The sequence below is a fragment of the Pelorhabdus sp. sgz311001 genome (assembly GCF_055901755.1).
In genome coordinates this window covers 52823-73547 of the sequence record NZ_JBVXUT010000004.1, presented here as the reverse complement: position 1 = coordinate 73547, position 20725 = coordinate 52823, and the positions used below count along the sequence as shown (strand labels likewise).

General features: G+C 39.0%; 19 protein-coding genes, 1 tRNA gene and 1 riboswitch. Of the genes, 19 read left to right on the top strand and 1 reads right to left on the bottom strand.

The window, feature by feature from the left end; translation table 11 throughout:
* The first annotated feature begins 73 nt into the window (after positions 1 to 73).
* The 16 genes from AC0MXB_RS11360 (at position 74) to AC0MXB_RS11285 (ending at position 18278) form a co-directional block, all read left to right on the top strand.
* A complete protein-coding gene (locus AC0MXB_RS11360; protein ID WP_474039802.1) occupies positions 74 to 952 on the top strand; it encodes a LysR family transcriptional regulator in 879 nt (292 codons plus the stop codon).
* A 246-nt stretch (positions 953 to 1198) separates the two neighbouring features.
* A riboswitch (M-box (ykoK) riboswitch) is annotated at positions 1199 to 1374 on the top strand.
* Between the two features lie 243 nt (positions 1375 to 1617).
* Positions 1618 to 2913, top strand: coding sequence for an Nramp family divalent metal transporter (locus AC0MXB_RS11355; protein WP_474039801.1), 1296 nt, complete (start codon positions 1618 to 1620; stop codon positions 2911 to 2913).
* A 12-nt stretch (positions 2914 to 2925) separates the two neighbouring features.
* Complete coding sequence (locus tag AC0MXB_RS11350) at positions 2926 to 3135, top strand: hypothetical protein (protein ID WP_474039800.1); 210 nt, start codon at positions 2926 to 2928, stop codon at positions 3133 to 3135.
* Positions 3136 to 3383: 248 nt separating this feature from the next.
* The gene (locus AC0MXB_RS11345; protein ID WP_474039799.1) at positions 3384 to 4004 is read left to right on the top strand and encodes a TetR/AcrR family transcriptional regulator; all 621 of its coding nucleotides are present in this window, start codon (positions 3384 to 3386) and stop codon (positions 4002 to 4004) included.
* 129 nt (positions 4005 to 4133) lie between these two features.
* A complete protein-coding gene (locus AC0MXB_RS11340) occupies positions 4134 to 5243 on the top strand; it encodes an efflux RND transporter periplasmic adaptor subunit (RefSeq protein WP_474039798.1) in 1110 nt (369 codons plus the stop codon).
* Positions 5240 to 8278, top strand: coding sequence for an efflux RND transporter permease subunit (locus AC0MXB_RS11335; RefSeq protein ID WP_474039797.1), 3039 nt, complete (start codon positions 5240 to 5242; stop codon positions 8276 to 8278). Before AC0MXB_RS11340 ends, AC0MXB_RS11335 begins: the two co-directional genes overlap by 4 nt.
* Before the next feature lie 25 nt (positions 8279 to 8303).
* Positions 8304 to 8648, top strand: coding sequence for a GNAT family N-acetyltransferase (locus AC0MXB_RS11330; protein ID WP_474039796.1), 345 nt, complete (start codon positions 8304 to 8306; stop codon positions 8646 to 8648).
* A gap of 408 nt (positions 8649 to 9056) precedes the next feature.
* The gene (locus AC0MXB_RS11325) at positions 9057 to 9833 is read left to right on the top strand and encodes a Na-translocating system protein MpsC family protein (protein WP_474039795.1); all 777 of its coding nucleotides are present in this window, start codon (positions 9057 to 9059) and stop codon (positions 9831 to 9833) included.
* A gap of 304 nt (positions 9834 to 10137) precedes the next feature.
* Positions 10138 to 11853, top strand: coding sequence for a methyl-accepting chemotaxis protein (locus AC0MXB_RS11320; RefSeq protein ID WP_474039794.1), 1716 nt, complete (start codon positions 10138 to 10140; stop codon positions 11851 to 11853).
* Between the two features lie 158 nt (positions 11854 to 12011).
* Positions 12012 to 13334, top strand: a complete 1323-nt coding sequence (locus tag AC0MXB_RS11315; RefSeq protein ID WP_474039793.1) for an L-cysteine desulfidase family protein — start codon at positions 12012 to 12014, stop codon at positions 13332 to 13334.
* Between the two features lie 386 nt (positions 13335 to 13720).
* Positions 13721 to 15568 carry an APC family permease gene (locus AC0MXB_RS11310; RefSeq protein ID WP_474039792.1) on the top strand — a complete coding sequence of 616 codons (1848 nt, stop codon included), beginning with the start codon at positions 13721 to 13723 and terminating at the stop codon, positions 15566 to 15568.
* A 127-nt stretch (positions 15569 to 15695) separates the two neighbouring features.
* Positions 15696 to 16265, top strand: a complete 570-nt coding sequence (locus AC0MXB_RS11305; RefSeq protein ID WP_474039791.1) for a hypothetical protein — start codon at positions 15696 to 15698, stop codon at positions 16263 to 16265.
* 89 nt (positions 16266 to 16354) lie between these two features.
* A complete protein-coding gene (locus AC0MXB_RS11300) occupies positions 16355 to 16561 on the top strand; it encodes a hypothetical protein (protein ID WP_474039790.1) in 207 nt (68 codons plus the stop codon).
* A gap of 150 nt (positions 16562 to 16711) precedes the next feature.
* Entirely contained in the window at positions 16712 to 17569 is an 858-nt protein-coding gene (locus AC0MXB_RS11295) for an AraC family ligand binding domain-containing protein (RefSeq protein WP_474039789.1), read from the top strand.
* 44 nt (positions 17570 to 17613) lie between these two features.
* Entirely contained in the window at positions 17614 to 17973 is a 360-nt protein-coding gene (locus tag AC0MXB_RS11290) for a hypothetical protein (protein ID WP_474039788.1), read from the top strand.
* 20 nt (positions 17974 to 17993) lie between these two features.
* The gene (locus tag AC0MXB_RS11285; RefSeq protein ID WP_474039787.1) at positions 17994 to 18278 is read left to right on the top strand and encodes a hypothetical protein; all 285 of its coding nucleotides are present in this window, start codon (positions 17994 to 17996) and stop codon (positions 18276 to 18278) included.
* Between the two features lie 81 nt (positions 18279 to 18359).
* Here the strand turns inward: AC0MXB_RS11285 and AC0MXB_RS11280 are convergent, their stop codons facing one another.
* On the bottom strand, positions 18360 to 18899 hold the full coding sequence (locus AC0MXB_RS11280; protein WP_474039786.1) for a PadR family transcriptional regulator: 540 nt from the start codon (positions 18897 to 18899) through the stop codon (positions 18360 to 18362).
* Positions 18900 to 19015: 116 nt separating this feature from the next.
* On the opposite strand from AC0MXB_RS11280, the gene AC0MXB_RS11275 reads away from it, so the two are divergent.
* The 3 genes from AC0MXB_RS11275 (at position 19016) to AC0MXB_RS11265 (ending at position 20678) form a co-directional block, all read left to right on the top strand.
* Positions 19016 to 19510 (top strand): phenolic acid decarboxylase, encoded by a 495-nt coding sequence (locus AC0MXB_RS11275; RefSeq protein ID WP_474039785.1) that lies wholly within the window; start codon positions 19016 to 19018, stop codon positions 19508 to 19510.
* A gap of 24 nt (positions 19511 to 19534) precedes the next feature.
* Positions 19535 to 20515: an alpha/beta hydrolase fold domain-containing protein gene (locus AC0MXB_RS11270; RefSeq protein WP_474039784.1), complete on the top strand. Its 981-nt coding sequence runs from the start codon at positions 19535 to 19537 to the stop codon at positions 20513 to 20515.
* 86 nt (positions 20516 to 20601) lie between these two features.
* Positions 20602 to 20678: transfer RNA gene (locus tag AC0MXB_RS11265), tRNA-Arg, on the top strand.
* Positions 20679 to 20725: the final 47 nt, after the last annotated feature.

Genomic DNA, 20725 nt, shown 5'->3' with positions numbered 1-20725 from the left:
ATGAATAAAAGCGCAATCTAAAAATAGAAAAAACAGCCTTTTAGTATAGGCTATTTTTATGGGTGGGAGTTTTATGGATATAAAACAGTTGAAATATTTTCAGGCCATTGTGAAAGAAAAAAATATTACGAAGGCGGCGCAACGTTTATTTATGACGCAGCCCTCGTTGAGTCAGCAAGTGAAAGCGTTGGAAACAGAGCTTGGTGTTAAGCTCTTTGAAAGAGGTAGCAGATCAGTTAGGTTGACTGCTGCTGGGGAACTATTACAGAAACGATCAGAAGTCATTTTAGAGTTTTTACGCGCAACGTCAGCAGACTTAAAAGCGTTGCAGAATGGCGAAGAGGGCACTTTGTCAATCGGAATGATTGCTTCAGCTGGGGTCACACTTTTGCCAAGCTTTTTTAAAAAGTTCAACGAGAAATATCCGAAGGTAACATTTCGGTGTTATGAAGGAAATACACAAAGAATTTTAGATTTACTAAATCGAGGCATGATCGAAATTGCTCTAGTTCGCTCCAATTTTAATAAAATGAACTATGTATATATGACTTTACCGTCTGATCCAATGGTTGTTGTTTGCCGAAAGGAACAGGAAAGTACAGTGCTTTCACCAATTGATCTTGACTATTTGAAGAATAAGCCTCTATTGCTTCACTCTAGTAACGAAACCATGATTGTGAAAAGTTGTAGACGCTATGGATTTATACCTAATATTCTTTGCCGGGGCGATGTTGTGAGATCTTTGCTTGTTTGGGCTGAGCAAGGCCTTGGTTATGCAGTGGTTCCTCGATCAGCATTAAAACTAATAGCAGTTTCTAACTTGCAATATTGGGAAGTCACAGATTCCTTGCTACGGATTGAACGATCCCTGATTTGGCTGGAAAAACGAGCCCTGTCTTTACCAGCAAGACGGTTTATTCAGCTCATGTTTCCGAGCGTTAAATTCGAATAAAGCGTTATAGAATAGGAGCAGGCATTGGCAATTTTATGTAAAGATACATTTTCGTGTTATAATAATAGGTAAAGGGGAGATGCAAGATGTTACAAAGAAAATATTGCCGATTATAAAATTACGGAATTTTACCCAACAAAATACGCCGATGCTTTCGCGAATTTTATTGGCTAAGATATAGTTATACATTGAAAAATCGTAATTGATTGACAAGAGGACTTGTTTATGCTAGTCTAAACAAGAATTAAATAGCTTCGTTAGGTGAGGCTCCTAAATGAACATAAGCCACTGCCCAAAAATGTCGAGAGACGCCAATGGGTAGAACAGGTATTACCGGATTAAGGTTTTACATAATGTGGCTGAGCGTTTTTGTATTTTGCTCTACGTTATTTAGTGCTAAAACTCAACGAGTGGGGAAGGAATCTGTTTATTTACGTTGCTTAAAAAGCCTTCCATTAGGGAGGCTTTTATTCTATTTGCGCAATGAAAAGCAAAGCCTTCTTTTTAAAGAAGTGCTTTGCTTTTTCTGTAATAAGGAGGTGGACGACAATGGATGGCGAGAGTGGACCTAGGTTTAGTAAGAGAATGGTTTACCCAGGAAAAACAAAATATGATGATTCAATAAGTCGTCCAGTTCTTTTACAGTAGGGCGCAAGGAGGATACCATGCAAAACGGAAAAGTTATAAACGGTTCCATTGGCATAAATGTCAAAAGTCAGTGGGCTCAAAGGCTCATGACATTTTTGATGGTGATGGGACCCGGTATTATTGTAATGGTTGCAGATAATGATGCTGGTGCTGTGTCAACGTATATACAGGCTGGGGCGAACTATGGACTGCATCTTATGTGGCTTTTAGTTTTATTACTGCCAATTACTTACTTTACGCAAGAAATGGTTGTTCGTTTAGGCATAGCTACAGGTCAGGGCCATGCTGCGATGATTTATAAGCGGTTTGGTAAATGGTGGGGCGCCTTTTCCTTATTTGATCTTTTACTCGTTAATTTTTTTACGTTAGTTACGGAATTTGCCGCTATTTATCTCGGGCTCGAAGGATTAGGTGTTAATCCTTTGTGGGGAGTGCCTGTAACAGCTATTGCTCTTATTGTTTTAGTACTTACGGGAAGTTATTTGCATTGGGAGCGAGCTACCATTGTTCTCTGCTTACTTGATCTATCCTGGGTGTTTTTGGCAAAGGTTGTGTCGCCTGGATGGACTGTAGTTGCTTACCATACAGTTATACCAACTTTGCCGCCAGGGCCGATTACATCTGATTATATTTTTTTAGTTATTGCAATTGTCGGAACAACGATTGCACCATGGCAGTTGTTTTTTCAGCAAAGTTGTATTGCTGATAAGAAATTGCGGTTTTCAGATTTAAAGCATGCTCGCGTTGATACCTTTATTGGTGCGTGCTGCACTATTTTTATTGCTGCTTGCATGATGATTGTGGGAAACTTTGCCTTAGAAAATGGTATTGCCTTTGAAGATCCAGCGAAAATGGCTATTGCGTTAGCGCCATTTCTGGGTGATCTTTTTAAAAATGGCTTACTTGTCTTAATGGTTAATGCCGCTGTATTAGGAGCAACGACTATTTCTCTTTCTAGTGCCTGGGCTTATGGCGAAGTGAAAGGTTTAGCCCATAGCTTACAAAAACCTTTTAGTGAAGCGCCTGGTTTTTACCTAGTCTATGGCTTTTGTGTGCTTGCAGCGGCAGTAATTGTTTTAATCCCCAACGCACCTTTGCAAATGATCATCGTGAGTGTGCAGGTGTTAGCTGGCTTGATGCTTCCTTCGGCCATCGTATTTTTACAGCTGCTCTTAAATGACAAAGAACTGTTAGGTGAACAGTTTGTCAATAAACGTTGGAATAATTGTATTAACTGGCTGGTGATTTTTGTTTTATTTGGGTTGTCTTTAACTTTAGCAGTGCAAGTTATATTACCAGAATGGTTTAATTAGGAGGCCGATAAAATGATTTGTAAAGAAAATGACAATAATAATAGCTTTTATGTAGTTCATCCTTTATTTGATAAGCCGGAAGAAAAATGCAAATTAGAAGGGTTAGGACTTATGAAGATGAGTCCAATGGTAAAATCGTCGTTACTTTTTCTACGGTTGTACTTGGTTTTCATGGTAGGACTTGTTTTTTACCGTGCGCTCAATGAGCTTGGGGTTATATAAGTATTTCCTATAGTTTGTTACTAATAGAGTAACGCCTGCTATATAACGGTTTTCATTGTATAGTAGGCGTTTTCAATTTATTATGAGTTTTTTGGGGGAGATGCATTTGTAATGTGTTACTTCTGATTGACAAGAGGCCGTGATTGCTATAGAATCTTATTGACTAAGGTCAATAAGATTCTTTCTTATCTTGTTAAAGATCTAAAGGGGATAAACTAGCGGGTCAACGTGAAAATATAACCGAAGAGGTGAGTGATACGACTAGAGTTAGAAAAGATCCTGAAGTACGTCAAATTGAGTTGATTGATGCGGCTACGGAGCTATTTTGTTCTAATGGCTACGAAAAAACAATGGTCGCTGATATTGTAAAGCAAGTCGGTGTGGCGAAAGGAACATTTTTTTATTATTTTCCTACCAAGGAAGCAATTTTAGAAGCGATTTGCACGCGCTGGGCTAGTGAACTCGTTGCCTCTGTGCAGTTGCAAAGCCGTCAGTTCACGGCATTACATAAATTGCAATTCTTTATTTCGCAGTTAACAGCTCCTACACAAATAGATATTATGATTGATAAGTTATGGAGTGAAAAGCAATTTAATTTAGTGTATACGACATGGCAGAAACAGGTTGAAAATATCTTCAATCCGCTTCTATCTGATATAATCGAACAGGGAAATCAAGAAGGGTCTATGCAGGTAAATTCTATAAAAGAAACAGCTGCTTTCTTTTGGAGTACCTTAGATTGTTTGTGGGAATCAGCCTATTTAGAAGAAGCGGCCGACGTTCTTTTGGCGAAGGAAAAGATCGCTGAGTCAGTACTGGAACACCTTTTGGGAATCGAGGCAGGCAGGATTAAACTGTCGGCTTTTTAAGCGAAACCTGTATTAGAGAACATCTTTTTTTGCAATGTTACTGACCTGGGTCATCATATTTTTTTGATTTATAACTGACCAGGGTCAATATTGCAATGCTTTTATTTTCAAACTATTAGGAGGATATCTATGCTAAGAAATAAACTTCGGTTTAGAAACGGGATCATCATATTGATTCTAATCGTACTTGTCAGTATGCTTGCTTGGCGAATTTATAATGTCCAGCAGCAAGCTGTTATTATGAATCAGCCGCTAGCAGTAACTACATCAGAGGCAAGAAAGATACAAAAGTCAAATATTCTACCTTTAACTGGCACCGTAGAGGGGATTACTTCTGCTATGATTAGTAGCCGTTTTGCTGGGAAAATTAATCAGATCTTGGTTGAAGATGGGCAAGCCGTCTTGAAAGGAACTATGCTTTTACAACTAGATACAGTCGAGCTGGCTAATGCAGTTCGGATTGCACAAAACAATGTCCGGCAAACTGAGGCCAGCTTAAATACAGCTCAGGCTGATTATGAACGATATAGAACTCTCTATGCCCAAAATGCTGTGACGAAGCAACAACTTGAAACAGCAGAAGCCCGTTTAATCGCTAGTCGCAGTGAAGTCGATAACGCCTATGCGAATTTGAATAATGCGCAAAAGCAAATGGAAGACGGCAGTATCATTAGTCCTGTGACGGGGGTAATTGCTAATAAAGCCGTTACCATTGGTCAGGTTGTGTCACCAGGCAATGCTCTTCTAACGGTAGAACAAATTGACCAGGTCTATGTAGTAGTAAACATTGAGCAAAAAGATATTGCTGTAGCGAAACCAGGCGTTCCTGTAACTATTACAGTAGATGCCTATCCGAATCAGACTTTTACCGGAACGATAGCGATCATCAATCCAGTGGCAGGCAGTGAAAGTCGTATGTTTCGAGTGAAAATTAAGGCAGATAACCCGAATCAGTTATTAAAGCCTGGTATGTTTGCACAAATCGCCTTAATTGCAGGCGAGTCGCAGGCTGTTCTTGTAGTGCCGCGAATGGCGGTTATAGCGCAAAAAGGGTTGAATTATGTTTATGTGGCAGTCGATGGTCAAGCAAAAAAAACATTGGTAGAAATAGGCGAATTAATTGGTGAGCAAATTGAAATCAAAGCAGGTCTTCAGGCCGGTATGCCTGTAGTCGTCAATAACTTAGATAAAATCAAAGCTGGCGATACCTTGTTAGTGAAGGAGGCAGCTAGCCCATGAGTTTACCGGAATTTAGTATTAAACGCCCGGTTTTTGCCACAGTAATCCTCTTGGCGCTTATTTTATTAGGCGCTGTTAGTTATTTTCGCATGAATGTAGATGAAATGCCTGATACAAGTCTACCCTATGTATCAGTTATTATTACCTATGAAGGGGCGCAGCCGGAACAAATTGATGCTCAAATAACGCAAAAAGTAGAAGAAGCAGTGGGGGAAGCCAAAGGCGTAAAACATGTTCGGTCCACTTCGCGTGAGGGCGAAGCCGAAATTGGCGTGGACTTTAATCTAGAGATTGATCCGGCCAGTGCGATTCAAGATGTTAGAGATAAAATCAGTGCAATTCGTAGTGAACTGCCTGACAAGATTAAAGAACCAGTTATTGCCCGTTTTGATATGAAAGCGGCTCCTGTTGTTGCGGTTGCACTTACAAGTGAAACCGCCAATAGTCGCGAATTAAGTGTTTTTGTCGACGACGTAATAAAACCTCGCTTGCAAAAGATTGCTGGTATTGGTCAACTGAAGATATCAGGTCGTCAACAACGAGAAATTCAGTTGTTGCTAGATCAGGAGAAAATGACTTCTTTCGCGCTTTCTATACCGGAGATTACGGAACGGTTACAGCAGGAAAACCTTGATGTTCCTGCCGGAAAACTCAGTGCAAGTAAGCAGGAATTATCAGTACGTACAGCAGGCAACTTCAAAAATCCGCAGGATTTTCTAAATGTTGTCGTCGGTATCAGAAATGGCTCCCCCATCTATTATCGGCAAATTGGGACTGTTAAGGATACCATCAAAGACATTGAGACGATTGCCCGTTACGACAATCAACCGGCTATTGGTCTAGAAATAGGCAAACAATCTGGCGCTAATGCCGTAAAGGTTGGGAATAAAGTAAAAGCTGAATTACAAAAAATTCAAAAGAACTTGCCAACGGGTATGGTATTGCATCTCGTTCGTGATGATGCTCAACGGGTTGAGGACTCCATTCATGAAGTGTGGTTTGATCTTATAATGGGCGGATTTTTCGCCGTATTCGTCGTACTGTGGTTCCTTGGCGATTGGCGGAGTACGTTTATTAGCGCGATAGCGATTCCTGTTTCGATTGTAGCGACTTTTTTCTTTATGAAACTCGCTGGTTTTTCTATTAATAGTATGTCCTTGTTAGGATTGTCCCTATCTGTGGGGCTGCTTATTGATGATGCCGTTGTAGTTATTGAAAATATTATTCGTCATAGGCAAATGGGAAAGAGTGCTATTCAAGCTGCTGCCGAAGGAACTAAGGAAATCTCTTTGGCAGTTATGGCCACCACTTTTACTGTAGTTGCTGTTTTTTTACCTGTCGGCTTTATGTCCGGTGCAGTGGGACAATTTTTTAAAGAATTTGGCCTAACGATTGCTATGGCTGTATTAGTATCTCTTTTTATTTCTTTTACACTGACGCCGATGATGGCAGCCTTATATCTACCAGTAGGACAGCAGCATACTTCAGGTCGGCTGAAAGCTTGGTGGCTAAAGTGGAATGGTTGGTTCGACTGCTTAGCTGAGGCTTATTCAGTGGTGCTGAAAACACTGCTTTACAAGCAACGAAAAAAAGTATTGCTAGGTGCAATGACCTTATTTCTATTCAGCATGATGTTGGTCCCGTATCTTGGATCTTCATTCTTTCCTGTGACCGACCAAGCGCAGTTTACCGTAAAAATAAAAATGCAGGAAGGGCCTACGTTGCCAGAGTTAGCCAATACTCTCAACAAAATGATTGAGGAGCTTCGGACTATTCCTGAAATTCGACATGTTTATGGTATATCGACTAAGGAAGAACAGAGCTTGTTTATAACTTTGGTTCCGAAAAATGAGCGACACCGGAGTCAAGCGGAGATGATCAATGAAGTACGTCAAAGACTCAATCGTATTTCTGGTATCAGAGTGGATATTGAGCAAGGCGATGGTAAACCTGTTGCGATTTCTGTGACTGGCGACTCTGTAGAAAAGCTGAGTGAAATTGCTGCTCGGTTACAGAAAAAAATCGAAAATATAGCTGGGGTGCAAGATGTGGTTTCGAGCTATCGTCCTGGTAAGCCCAATTTAAATGTTTCTATTAAATCACAGCAAGCCAGCGATTTATCCGTTTCCACTGCTACTATTGGTACGAGTTTGCAAACGCTGCTAGGCGGGGCTGTTATTGGAAAATACAGCGATGGTGAAGAGCGGATTGATATTCGTGCGCGGTTGACAGCGATGGATCGCAGTCAACCAGGCAATTTGAGCCATATCTATGTTCCCAGTGAAAAAATAAAAACTGATGGACAAAAAATGCTGATCCCGTTGTCTCAGGTTGCCGAGTGGAAATACACGACAAGTCCTGCTGAAATTAATCGTTATGATCGGCAAAAAGAAATTCGCCTGACTGCCAATTTAGAGAAAACGACTCTCGGTGAATTTAACAATCAACTGGATGGTGATATACAAGATATGCCACTTCCTGTGGGATATCAGATCAGTGCTGTTGGCGAATCCGATGATATGGATGAGTCTTTTTCTAGTATGGGAATTGCGTTAACACTGGCGATTGCCTTTATCTTTATGATTTTGGCGGCGCAGTTTGAAAGCTACAGCGAACCCTTGGCGATTATGCTATCTTTGCCTTTAGCCATCATTGGCGCTTTGCTTGGCTTATTTTTATCTGGCAGTGATCTTAGCATGATTTCAGCAATTGGGATTATGATGCTTTTGGGGCTCGTTACCAAAAATGCTATTCTCCTCATTGATTTTGCGAAGCACCATATCGAAAAGGGGAATTCCTGTAATGAATCTTTAGTAGCTGCCGGACGTATCAGGTTGCGTCCGATACTCATGACTAGTGTAGCTATGATTTTTGGTATGCTTCCGATCGCTTTGGGCGTTGGTCCCGGTGCGGAAGCTCGCGCCCCAATGGCGCATGCCATCATTGGCGGCCTGATTACATCAACGCTACTTACTCTATTTGTTGTTCCTGTCGTTTATTCGCTGTTTCATGATTGGAAGTTGCGAGATTCATGAAGATGATAGAAAGAGGGATTGAACTATGAAAAAGAATATTTTTGATGAAATTATTTTAAGCGAAGTGAGACGGGAAGAGTTTGGTGAAGTAGAAAAAGTTATCTATCATACCCTGGAGTCTACCTTACTCAATGAAAAGATGCTGGCGGTACTAGGGGAAGACGCTGAAACTATGTTGGCGGAAGAAGAGGATAAGCTTTTGGCAGCAGACTTTTTGGGCAGCTGTGGTGTAGCTTATAAAATTACTCATAATCAGGATGTCATTGGCGGAGTTTTTATCACCTTCAATCATGCCAGTCATAGCGGTGAATTAGTGCTTTTTGGACTTCAGCCGGATTATCAAGGTAAGGGAATTGGACAACGGGTTTAGCACTATATTGAAGAATTTTACTCAAACATTGAGCTTTGGGAGTTGGTAACACCGACAGCAGCTTTACTGAATATTGATTTTTACATTAATAAATGCGGCTTTCATATTGTGAAATTTATGAAAGCTACAGAATCCTTTAAATGGAGTTTCTTTAAATTTGAGAAAAGGCATAAATGGAAACCCAAGATCAGTCAAAATTTTTAAAAATCTCTAGAATTTATACTGTAGATTTGATCCAAAAAAACTCAGAAAAGCGGGTATAATCATTGTTGTTTGGGTATTTTGTCCTATTATAAAATATATAGGAGGGTTTAAAAAGAATATGTCGAAACTTAAAAGAATATTATTTGGAAATTTTAGCAATTAATTTTAGATATTAGATAATTAATATAGGGTATTAGGGGAATTATGAATAATCGCATAATAAATCATTTATCTTATGAGGAAACATTAAAAAATTTATTGGAATATGATGAAAAGCATACAAATGAATTATGCGATAGTCTCAAATTCCCTAAATTAGTTTCTACCCGGTTTATTGCTCTAAGAAAAAACGTTGAAATTGGATTTGTCGCTAGTAATTTAACAAAATGGGAACAGCAAAATATTGATAAATATGGTAAGAATCATATTTATCAAGAATATTACCCCGCAATATTTGATTTAGCGAAAAAAATTAGTATTCCTCGCAAAGTGGAATTTTACGGGTGTAATATCGACTATTATTACTTGTTTCCACCAACTTTTTATAAGAATATGATTTATAGTTTTTTTTACATCTTCTTTGCAAAACCTATTTTTAAAAAGTTTCATTCCCACCAAAATTCATTAGAATTAAAGCTTACCGGCGAAGTTTCGGCATTTTTTAGTAGACAAAATAGGTATGGACCCGAGCATATTTCAGTTGCTATCTTAGATAATCAATTTATTACTATTATGATTTCAGGTTTACTGACACCTTTTTTTGAATACATGATACATACAGATAGGGAAGAAGCTTGTTTTATTGAAAATATGCTTGTTTTACAAGCGAAAACCATTTTAGAACAAATTCTTAATAAGTATTTTAATACAGCTATAGACAATCCATTTATTTATTTTGATAAAAAAGCAGATAAATTGATTATATTATCACACCTATCACAAGAAGAATGGGTAAAATTTTTAGATGCAATGTCCGCTTAATTTAGAAGCTATATTTTTAAGAAATATTTTATGATATATTTTAAGGAATATAGTGTAAATTATGCTTGCATTGTATTTAGACGTAGTCTTGTGTTTTTAGTTTCATAGTTTTTTTATAGCAAGTTAGGCAGAACGTTAGATGCGAAGCTGTTTAATATACGCTTGTACTTTTATGTGCAAGCGTATATTTTTTTGTAAATTTATTAAAAATTTCTTTTGGAGCGAGAGGAAGTGCTATGAATTCGTCGCTATGATGGAATCGAAAGTGTAAACCAAAAATAATTAAAAGGAGAGAATGGAACTAATGAATTTTCTAACTAATTTAAAAGTGAGGATGAAATTAAGTTTTTTAATTGCTATTGCTTTCGTATCTTTGGGGATTGTAGGGATTACCGGTTACTATTATTTACAGCAAGCTAGTAAAGATATAGCAATTATGTATGAGAAGCGATTGATTCCTGTACGGCTTTCCGTAGAAATAGCCTCTTTTATAAGAACTGCCAATGGCAATGTATTAGAGCTAATGCTAACGACCGATGAAGCTAAAAATCGTGAATTGAAAAAATCAATTGATGGTCGCGCCGATGCTATCAACAAGAATATGGCGAGTATAGAACAGATGCATTTTGATCCAAAATCCGATGAATTGTTTGCTAAAGTGAAAGAGGCTCAACAAAAATATCGTGTAACTAGAGAGCCTATTATCGAACTTAGTATGCAAAATAAAAATGCTGAAGCCTATGCTCTTTATGTAACGACTTTAGAGCCGCGAGCTAATGAATACATTAGCGCTATGCGCGATTATACTTTATATATTCAAGATTTGGCGGATAAGATGAATACAAATGTTCAAGCAGCTGAGGCTAGATCAATACAGTTGTTAATTGGCATTATTGTGCTTGCGTTTATTATCCTTGGTGTGAGTGGTTGGCTCATTGGTCGAATGATTGCAAATCCGTTACAATTGATGGTAGCCTTTTGCAGTGAATTAGCTAGTGGTGATTTTCGTGAAAAAGTTCGTAAAGTCAGTAGAAAAGATGAAATTGGTCAAGTTGCCGATGCTTTGGCTAGCATGCGCAGTAACCTTCGTCAGGTTTTAAAACAAGTTAACAACTCGGCGGAGCAAGTGGCGGCGTCGTCAGAAGAATTAACCGCTAGTGCAGATCAGTCAGCTCAAGGAGTTACTCAAGTGGCTAGTTCAATTGCTAGTGTAGCATCTGGTGCAGAAAAACAATTAAAGGCTGTGGATGCAACTTTTTCTGTGGCAGAACAAATGTCTGCAGGAATTCAACAGGTTGCTGCCAGTGCGAATCAAGTAGCTGGCAGTACCTCACGAGCCGTAGAATCGGCGAAAGAAGGAACTAAATCAGTTGAGAAAGCGGTTAATCAAATGGTACATATTGAAGAGACCGTTAACCATTCAGCGCGAGTCGTAGCAAAGCTAGGAGAAAGATCCAAGGAAATCGGGCAAATTGTTGATACAATAGCTGGAATTGCTGGGCAAACTAACCTGTTGGCGTTAAACGCTGCGATTGAAGCAGCGAGAGCTGGTGAACAAGGGAGAGGGTTTGCCGTTGTTGCGGAAGAGGTTCGAAAATTAGCAGAACAATCACAGGAAGCAGCAAAACAGATTGCTGATTTAATTGGAGAAATTCAGGGGGATACTGATACAGCTGTACTCGCGATGACCGAAGGTACCCGCGAGGTTAAGGTTGGTTCCGAGGTTGTTACTACTGCTGGGGAGGCCTTTAAAGAAATCGCAAAAATGGTAGCAGATGCTGCTTCAGAAGTAAAAGATATTTCGGCTGCGATGCAACAGATGGCTGGTGGCAGTCAACAAATTGTTGCAGCAATGAAAGAAATTGATGGATATAGCAAAACTGCCGTTGGACAATCCCAGTCAGTATCGGCAGCAACAGAAGAACAATCCGCGTCGATGGAAGAAATTGCCGCTTCAAGTCAGAATCTTGCGAAGCTGGCGCAAGATCTCCAAGCAACTGTGGTACGATTCCAGATTTAACGGTCTATACTGGAAAATTTCTCATAGTTTCTCAAAAAAAATTATCATTTCTCAAATTATAGTGATAAATAAGGGGACGAATTAATGGTTTTTCGCACTTCTTTCCTTGGCATGAATTTTGCATTAATCATTTGATAAGCAAGCTTCATAAATGGAAGGTGAGAAAATTGAATCAAAATATGAATTTAGTAGAAAATCCCCTGTGGAATTCTTTTGTTAAAGCTTTGAAAAATGAAGTGGTGCCGGCAGTAGGATGTACGGAGCCTATTTCGTTGGCGTTAGCCGCTGCTATTGGCGCTCGGCGTTTGAACCAGCCAGTTGAGCGAATTGAAGCGAAGGTTTCTGCTAATTTACTAAAAAACGGCATGGGCGTTACGGTACCAGGAACAGGAACGGCCGGTTTATTAATTGCTGCTGCTGTAGGTGCTTTGGGTGGTGATCCTGAAGCAAAATTAGAAGTATTAAAAAGCCTTACACCAGAGCAAGTCACAGCCGGAAAAGCGATGGTAGCGCATAATCAAGTTCAAATTTCGGTGGCCGATGTTCCTAATATCCTTTACTCTGAGGCAAAACTATTTCATGGCGACCAATGGGTAAAAGTATGCATTGCTGATACACATACGAACGTGGTGAGAATTGAAGAAAATGGCGAGGTTGTGTTTGAGGCGTCTGCCGATAAAGACCAAAATAAGGAAAGCTCTTATTCATTAAGCGGCGTTCGGGCTCAAGATGTTTTTGAATTTGCTTTAACAGCGCCTTTAACGATGATTGATTTTATTTATGAAGCGGCTAGTTTAAATGAGTCTTTGTCCAAGGAAGGGATGAAAGGCGGCTATGGTTTGCGTATTGGCGCTACTATGCAGAGAAACATTGAAAAAGGTTTGATGGACAATAGTCTGTTAACAAAGATTCTTGTGCGTACAGCAGCGGCATCTGATGCGAGAATGGGTGGAGCTGCATTACCAGCTATGACGAATTCGGGATCAGGCAACCAGGGAATTGCGGCAACTATGCCTGTCGTGGTAGTGGCTGAGCATGTAGGCGCTAATCGTGAGAAACTCACGCGGGCTTTGATTTTGTCTCACTTGATGGCTATTTATATTCATGATAAATTGCCTACCCTTTCGGCGCTTTGTGCTGTAACGACGGCATCCATGGGAGCTGCAGCTGGGATGGCATGGCTATTAGATGGCAACTTTGATAGTGTTAGTATGGCCATTTCTAATATGATTGGCGATGTGTCTGGGATGATTTGTGACGGAGCTTCTAATAGTTGTGCAATGAAAGTTTCCACTTCAGCTACAGCCGCTTATAAAGCAGTACTCTTGGCTTTAGAGGGGACGCGAGTTACTAGTAGTGATGGCATTGTTGCTGAAGATGTGGATCAATCTATTGCCAATCTAGGTCAATTAGCTTCGCAAGGAATGGTTCAGACTGATGGACAGATTTTAAAAATTATGTTAAACAAGCAAGTCAATTAAGGAATAGGCAAAAGGAGGGTTTGGCGATTGCCGAACTCTCTTTTTATTTTAGGATGCTATTGTAAAAACACGATTCTTTTATCGTGAAAGCTGTAAATTATAGCTTTCAAAAAAAAAATTCCATTATATAATAAGGATAGAGAGTGAATTTTGCAGAAAGAGTACTTTTTTTGTCAAGGAGATGGTATTGTTAGATATTGCTATCTGATTCTCATTTTGCTATAATGCTCAATATTCCATGTCGTTACTGTGACTCATACTATGAAGAAAGCATGAAGAAAAAGTCTGGCTGCGGGACATATTATAAGAACACAGTAGGAATTGGTCTTTGAACACGACTTAGGCTGTAAAAGAGCAGGTTTTATAATCAGGAGGCTTATAATTGAATGATACGGGAATTACGCAGGATACTTATAGGTAAACCACTTCATAATCAGGAGTTGGCTCACGAAAGGCTGCCGAAATGGAAAGCGCTTTCGATTTTTTCATCAGATGCTTTATCATCTGTTGCCTATGGTCCCGAGCAGATTATGCTTATGTTAGTGTCAGTACCTGGGATTATTGCTTATGGGTACATGGCGCCGATCGCATTATCTATCTTACTATTACTGGGAATCGTTGCTTTATCTTATGTTCAAGTTGCTAAAGCGAATCCAACAGGCGGTGGCGCTTATGCAGTTGCTAAGAAGAATTTGGGAGAAATGCCTGCGCTGATTGTAGCAGGATCGGTTTTTTCCGATTATGTACTGACGGCTGCGGTGAGTGTTTCAGCAGGTACGGCAGCCATTGTTTCCGCTTTTCCATTTCTGTCTGAACACATAGTAGGACTTGATTTATTTGTCTTATTTGGTCTTTTAATGTTAGTGAATTTGCGCGGTGTTCGGGAATCATCCAACGCTTTTGTTGTGCCTACTTACGCCTTCTTGGCAGGTGTAACTGTTTTGATCTTAGTTGGTACCTGGAAAGCGTTTACTGGCGACATGTTTGTTCTACCGCCTGAATCGGCTGCAAAGCAGCAGCTTGATTTTGGCATGATTTTGCTTATTTTACGAGCTTTCGCTAATGGCTGTAGTTCTATGACAGGGATTGAGGCTATCGCTGATAGTGTACCTATGTTTAAAGCGCCGGAATCGAAAAATGCCTCGGTTACGACATACTGGATGGCAAGTATTCTTGGTTTTATGTTTATTGGTATTACTTATTTAATTATGCAAAATCACATTTTACCAATTCCTGAAGTGACAGCCATGTCACAGTTGGCAGAAAGTATTTTTGGCCGGTCTTATATTTACTTTTATATTCAAATTACTACTATGCTAGTTCTTTATTTGGCTGCTAATACAGCGTATAATGGATTGCCTATTCTTCTTTCGATTATTGCGAAGGATGGATACATGCCGCGATACTTAGCTACTAGAGGTGAAAGACTTACTTTTTCCAATGGCATCGTGCTACTAACCATAGCGGCAGCATTATTAATTGTTGTTTTTCACGGGAATACAGATCAACTTATTTCGCTTTATGCTATCGGCGTTTTTATTTCTTTTACGATTGCTCAAACGAGCATGGTTGTTCATTGGTTTAGGGAAAGAGGCAGTGCTTGGCAAATTCGGGCTTTTTTGAATGGTTTAGGCGCGATTACGACAGGGCTTGTCGTTGTTATTATTACTGTTACTAAGTTTATTCATGGTGCTTGGTTAATTTTATTATTTATTCCCATGATGATTTATTTGTTTAAAAAAATCAAGGCTCATTATAATAGTATTGCAGATCAATTGCACTTGCCAGAAGCATGCTATGAGGAAGGTCCGACTGTTTTTCCTAAAGGAAAACATATTGTCATTGTCCCTGTTTCATCACCAACGCGCGTTGTGTATGAATCCATTAAATATGCAAAAATGATTGGCGACAATATTATAGCAGTTCATATTTCCGATGATATAGAGATGCAAAAGAAGATCAAGGAAAAGTGGCGTAAATGGAATCCCGGTGTAGAACTCATCACGATTCATTCGCCCTATCGGCTGTTGATGCGGCCGTTGCTTCGCTTTATTGATAAGGTGGAAAGTAAGAAAGAGCCTGACGATTATATTACGGTCTTAATTCCTGAATTTGAAACGCGAAAATCTTGGCATCGTCTCTTGCATAATCAAACAGGATTGATTTTACGCAATATGCTTGTTTGGCGTCAAAACGTAATCGTTACAACCGTTCCATTTCATTTAAAAGAATAGTTTTTTTAATAAAAGCTCTTTGGCCTAATGCCAAAGAGCTTTTGCTATCTCTGTCATTTTTTTGTCACAAATTTACTGTAAACTAAAATTGATAAAAATGATTCGTTATATTTAGGAGGGACAGACGATGCAGAGAAAAGGAATTCTTTTGTCGATCATGATGCTTTGCATGGTAGTTTTGACCGGCACTGCCTTTGCCTGGACAGGAAAAGCGGATGTAGATGCTTGGGGTAAGCCAGTGCAATTTTATTCTGGTGGCCCCGAAGGATACTATATTTGGCAGGATGACAGAGGCTTTCATCTTTGGACGATGACAAGACCGGGAGAAAGGCACGTATTTACTGGTATGATTCGCACTGACGGTGATTTTTTACATGTAAGAGGTCATAATTTAGAACGTGGCGATTATTATGACGTTACGGAAAATGGTAAGAACCATTTTTGGTTTGATTTTTCGAATCGAAATGGTGATGAACGCATAAGCTTTGGGAATTCCGAAAGAATGAATAGTAATAAAAAAATTCGCTTTCGGCTTGATACCGACAGCCAGTCCGATGGATTGAACTTTAAAGTGCAAAATGCTCAATATGTTGATTTTGAATTATTTGAAGATGGTAAGCCAATTTCTCATAAACTAATTCGAATTGGCGAGATCGGTTGGCACCCTTACGCAAACCATTTCCACTTAGAACAATAAAAATAATTAATTAATAAAGATAATTGTTATCAATTGCGAAAATGTGTGGTATAATAGAAAAAAGAGAATTTTGAAGGAGGTTGTAGATTATGGAAATGACCTCATTGTATATTGCAACTTTACTTTTAGGCGCTTATTCTGGATTTCGCATTTTTGCTTGGAATCAAGTAAAGTCTGAAACAAAACCTGTTTTTTGGACGTCTGAACTTCTTAATATTGCCGAGGTTTGTAAGCGGTCGCCAGGATCTCCTTGTTGGCCTGCTGGAAAACTGACAAGAAATAGGACATCTTTTTAAAATCAAGACGATGATGAAAGCACTTCTTTAGGCTCATAGAGCTGTCAAGAAGTGCTCTTTTATTTATCTGATACTATATAAACTTTTCACGATGAGACTTTTGTTTTATAGTAAAGGAAAGTCTTGTTACGGTTGATTGGAAGGATGAGTATGACAAAGAAGGAAAGCGTGAATTTTTGGACTGTGCCGCAATTAGCAAACTTAGAGTTACTTCATGCAACTTATGTACAGCAGAATTTTTCCAAACATTTTCATGATGGTTTTGCTTTTGGTGTCATTGAGCAAGGAGCGTTACGATTTTCTTATCATGGTGAAAGTCTAGTTGCGGCTAGTGGCTGTATTAATTTGGCTAATCCCGGCGAAGCTCATGACGGGTTTGCTGCAACAGAAGCGGGCTGGACTTATCGCATGTTCTATTTGCAGCCGAAGCTTTTAGAACAAGCTGTCTATGATTTGTCAGGAAAAATCAATACACTTCCTTTTTTTGCAGCGGGAGTTATTGAAGATCCTTATTTAGCTATGTTTATAAGAAAGTTCCATTTCTTGTTGGAAAAGTCTGCTCTAATATTTTTAGAACAGGATTCACTATTGCTTATTATGCTAACAGAATTTATCTCTCGTTATGGCAGAGAGACAGTTCCGGTAAGACGGTTAGGGAAAGAAATGCCTAGAATTCGTTTAGTTCGAGAGTATATTGAGGAGAATTATCAAAGAAACTTTTCGTTGCAGGAGTTAGCCTCACTAGTACAGATTAGTCCTTTTTATTTAATTCGTTTATTCAAGGCGGCGATTGGGTTGCCGCCACATCTATATCTTAAACAAGTGCGAATTCGACGAGCTAAAGAACTTCTTGCTAGTGGTTTATCTTTAGCTTCTATTGCGCAGGCGATGGGGTTTACCGATCAAAGTCATTTTTCACGACAGTTTAAGGAGATTATGGGTATCACTCCTAAAAATTATAGCAAGATCATACAAGAAAAATCCCCCGGATTATTTACAATAAAGTAAAAGGCTTATTTGGTTTTGGCCGATATAAATAGGGGGTTAGTATTATGGTAATTGCTACAGATGCTTGGAGAAAAGATTATAGTGGGTCCATGATGGCGGTTTTAGTAGTAGAAAACTTGATAAATATATCTTTCTGTGAGGCTTTAGAACAGAAAAAACAAGAGATAGAATCAGAGCTACGGGCTCTATTTCAGTCAACGGAGGCTATTCGCGAGCATTTTCCGATTCCTATTTACAGCGACTACTATAAGAGATATAAAAAAACGTATCATGTTATGAAGCAAATCGAATCAATTGCTTTAAAAGCGAAAAAGATTCCTTCTGTAGCCGCGACAGTAGAAGCTATGTTTATGGCAGAAGTAAAAAATGGACTTTTAACGGCTGGCATGACTATGGAGCCCTGAGTTTTCCTTTAATATTAGATGTGGCTAAAGGTGAAGAAAGCTACTTCGGGATTGGCGGAAAAGAACAAAGGACAAAGCCTGGTGATATGATGCTTTCTGATCAGAAAGGAATTATATCTTCTATTATTTACGGACCAGATGATAGAACGCGAATTGAATTAGAAACCAATAAAGCATTATTTGCTATTTATGCGCCAGCGGGAATTTCACAAGCGGTGGTGCAAGCTCATTTTGATGATATTTATGAATTTCTTCAACTTGCATCGCCTCAAGCACAAATTATGCTAACTGAATTTATTAAGTAAATGGGTTTTGATGAAAAAAGGACTTGGCGTGTGCCGAGTCCTTTTTTATAAAAATCTTTATTATAAATTTTATCAAGATATTTATTCTATGTTTGAAATATAGGCTAATGATTCCGTAAGCCAGCCAATTTGGGCTTCTAATTGTGCCATTGCTCCGCGTAAAAGCAGGTAGTCGCCTAGTCTTTCTGGTGTGATTTCTTCACCATCATATTCGCTCATTTTTTGTTTATAACGACTTAACAGTTGACAGCACTTTTTTTGGCGGCTTTGTAGCTTTTCTTTTAATTGATCTTTGCTTAGATGTTCGGCAAAATACATGCGCAGCTTGAACACATCTTTATTTTGCGGCAACGGCGGTTCATCCTCTAGCATCCATTGATTTAGGGCCTGTTTGCCTGTAGCGGTGAGCGTGTATATTTTTTTTTCTAAAGCTTCACCTTGGATTATAATTTCATACTCAATAAGTCCAGCGCTGACTAGCTTTTTTAACTCAGGATAAATTTGACTCTGATTCGCACTCCAAAAATCAGCCACACTGTCATTGAATATCTTGGTTAAATCATAGCCAGTTACTTTTCCTTTATCAATTAATCCTAAAATGGCATAACTTAATATATTCATATAAAATGACTCCTTTTGCTTGACTATCTAAAATTTAGTATATATAATCAATATATAAATTACAACATGTAAAAACATACATATTATAATTTATATATTGATAGGGAGATGGTTTTATGGAAAAGGAATTGAAAAGCTTAATTGGGAAACACTTCATTTACACATATGATAATGGTTGGCAATATGAATTTTATGTTAAAAATGAGAATACTGTTGATTATCGGATTCATAGCGGTATCGTAGGCGGACGCTGGGTTACTGATCAAACAGCTTATATTGTAGCTCTAGGAGAAAATGTATATAAGGTATCCTGGGATGAACCGACAGGGACTTGTGTAAGTCTAGCTTTTAATTTGAGCACTCGTAAAATTCATGGGACGATTTTCTTCCCGGCATGGGTTGCTGAAGATCCAACCAAGACGGTTTGTTATCAAAATGAGCATCTGGCAAAAATGAATGAATATCGTGATCAGGGTCCAACTTATCCTAAAATGGTGGTTGATGAGTTTGCTACCATTACTTTTATTGAAGAATGCGGCGCTGATAATAATTCAGTCATTCAATGTGCGCCAAGCGAGCTGCCGACAGGGTATACAACACGGCAAAATTAAATATAAAAGAGAGGAAGAGAAAGTGTGAATTGGAGCAGTGTATGGCGAGCTTTAGTTATTTCTAGCTTTTTAGTAGTTGGTTTTTCCGGAAATCTTTTGGCGGCGCCCGCGGGAATGGATAGTCAGAACTTAAGCGTGGTTATTGAAAAACCTCTTATTAAATTAATTTCTAATGTTGTGTATGAGCAAGTGCCAATGCGCGGTTATGATAATGTCGCAATGAAAATGGACATATTGAAACCAGAAAAGAATGGAAAAATGCCAACCATTCTTTTCATTACAGGCGGCGGGTTTATTAACGCGAACAAAGATAGCTTTATACAGCAGAGGATGGATCTGGCAAATGCGGGATATGTTGTGGCAAGTATGACCTATCGCGTTGCGCCTACAGCCGTTTTTCCCGAGCCGCTCGAAGATGTAAAAGCTGCAATTCGTTACTTGAAAGCTCACGCTGAGCAATTTAATATTAATCCTGATAAAATTGGTGTTATGGGTGGTTCGGCTGGCGGATATTTATCAGCTTTTTCTGGAACGACTAGCGGTACAGGACTTTTTGATAAAGGCGATAATCTGAATCACACGAGCGATGTTCAGGCAGTTGTTGATTTATTTGGTTTGTCAGATTTGACAAAGGTTGGAGATGATTTTTCACAGCAAGTGCAAAATTATCATAAATCGGCCGGGGCTACAGAAGCCTTATGGGTTAATGGGAGCCCAGTATTTACAGGAAAAGACGGTGGGGTTTTAGCGAATCAAGAGAAAGCTAAATCCGCCAATCCAATTACTTACATTTCTTCAAAAACGCCACCATTTCTTTTGATGCATGGTGATAAAGATACGGTTGTTTCTCCCAGTCAAACAGAGATTTTGCATCAATCTCTTGTTGCTCATGGCATAGAATCAACTCGATATGTTGTGCACGGTGCGCAACATGGCGGAATTTATTGGGCACAGCCGGAAGTAATGAATATCATAATTCATTTTTTTGATGAGCATTTAAAATAGCATGAGGCTGATGGTTAATATTTAATTTAAATATTGCTTTTAACATATCTCTATGCTATAATAAATAAGTCGTAATTATGCGACTTGTGCTTGTAGCTCAGTTGGATAGAGCAACGGCCTTCTAAGCCGTGGGTCGCAGGTTCGAATCCTGCCAGGCACACCAACTTAAAACTAGTAATGGCAAGGCTTCCGAGATTTCGGGGTCTTGCC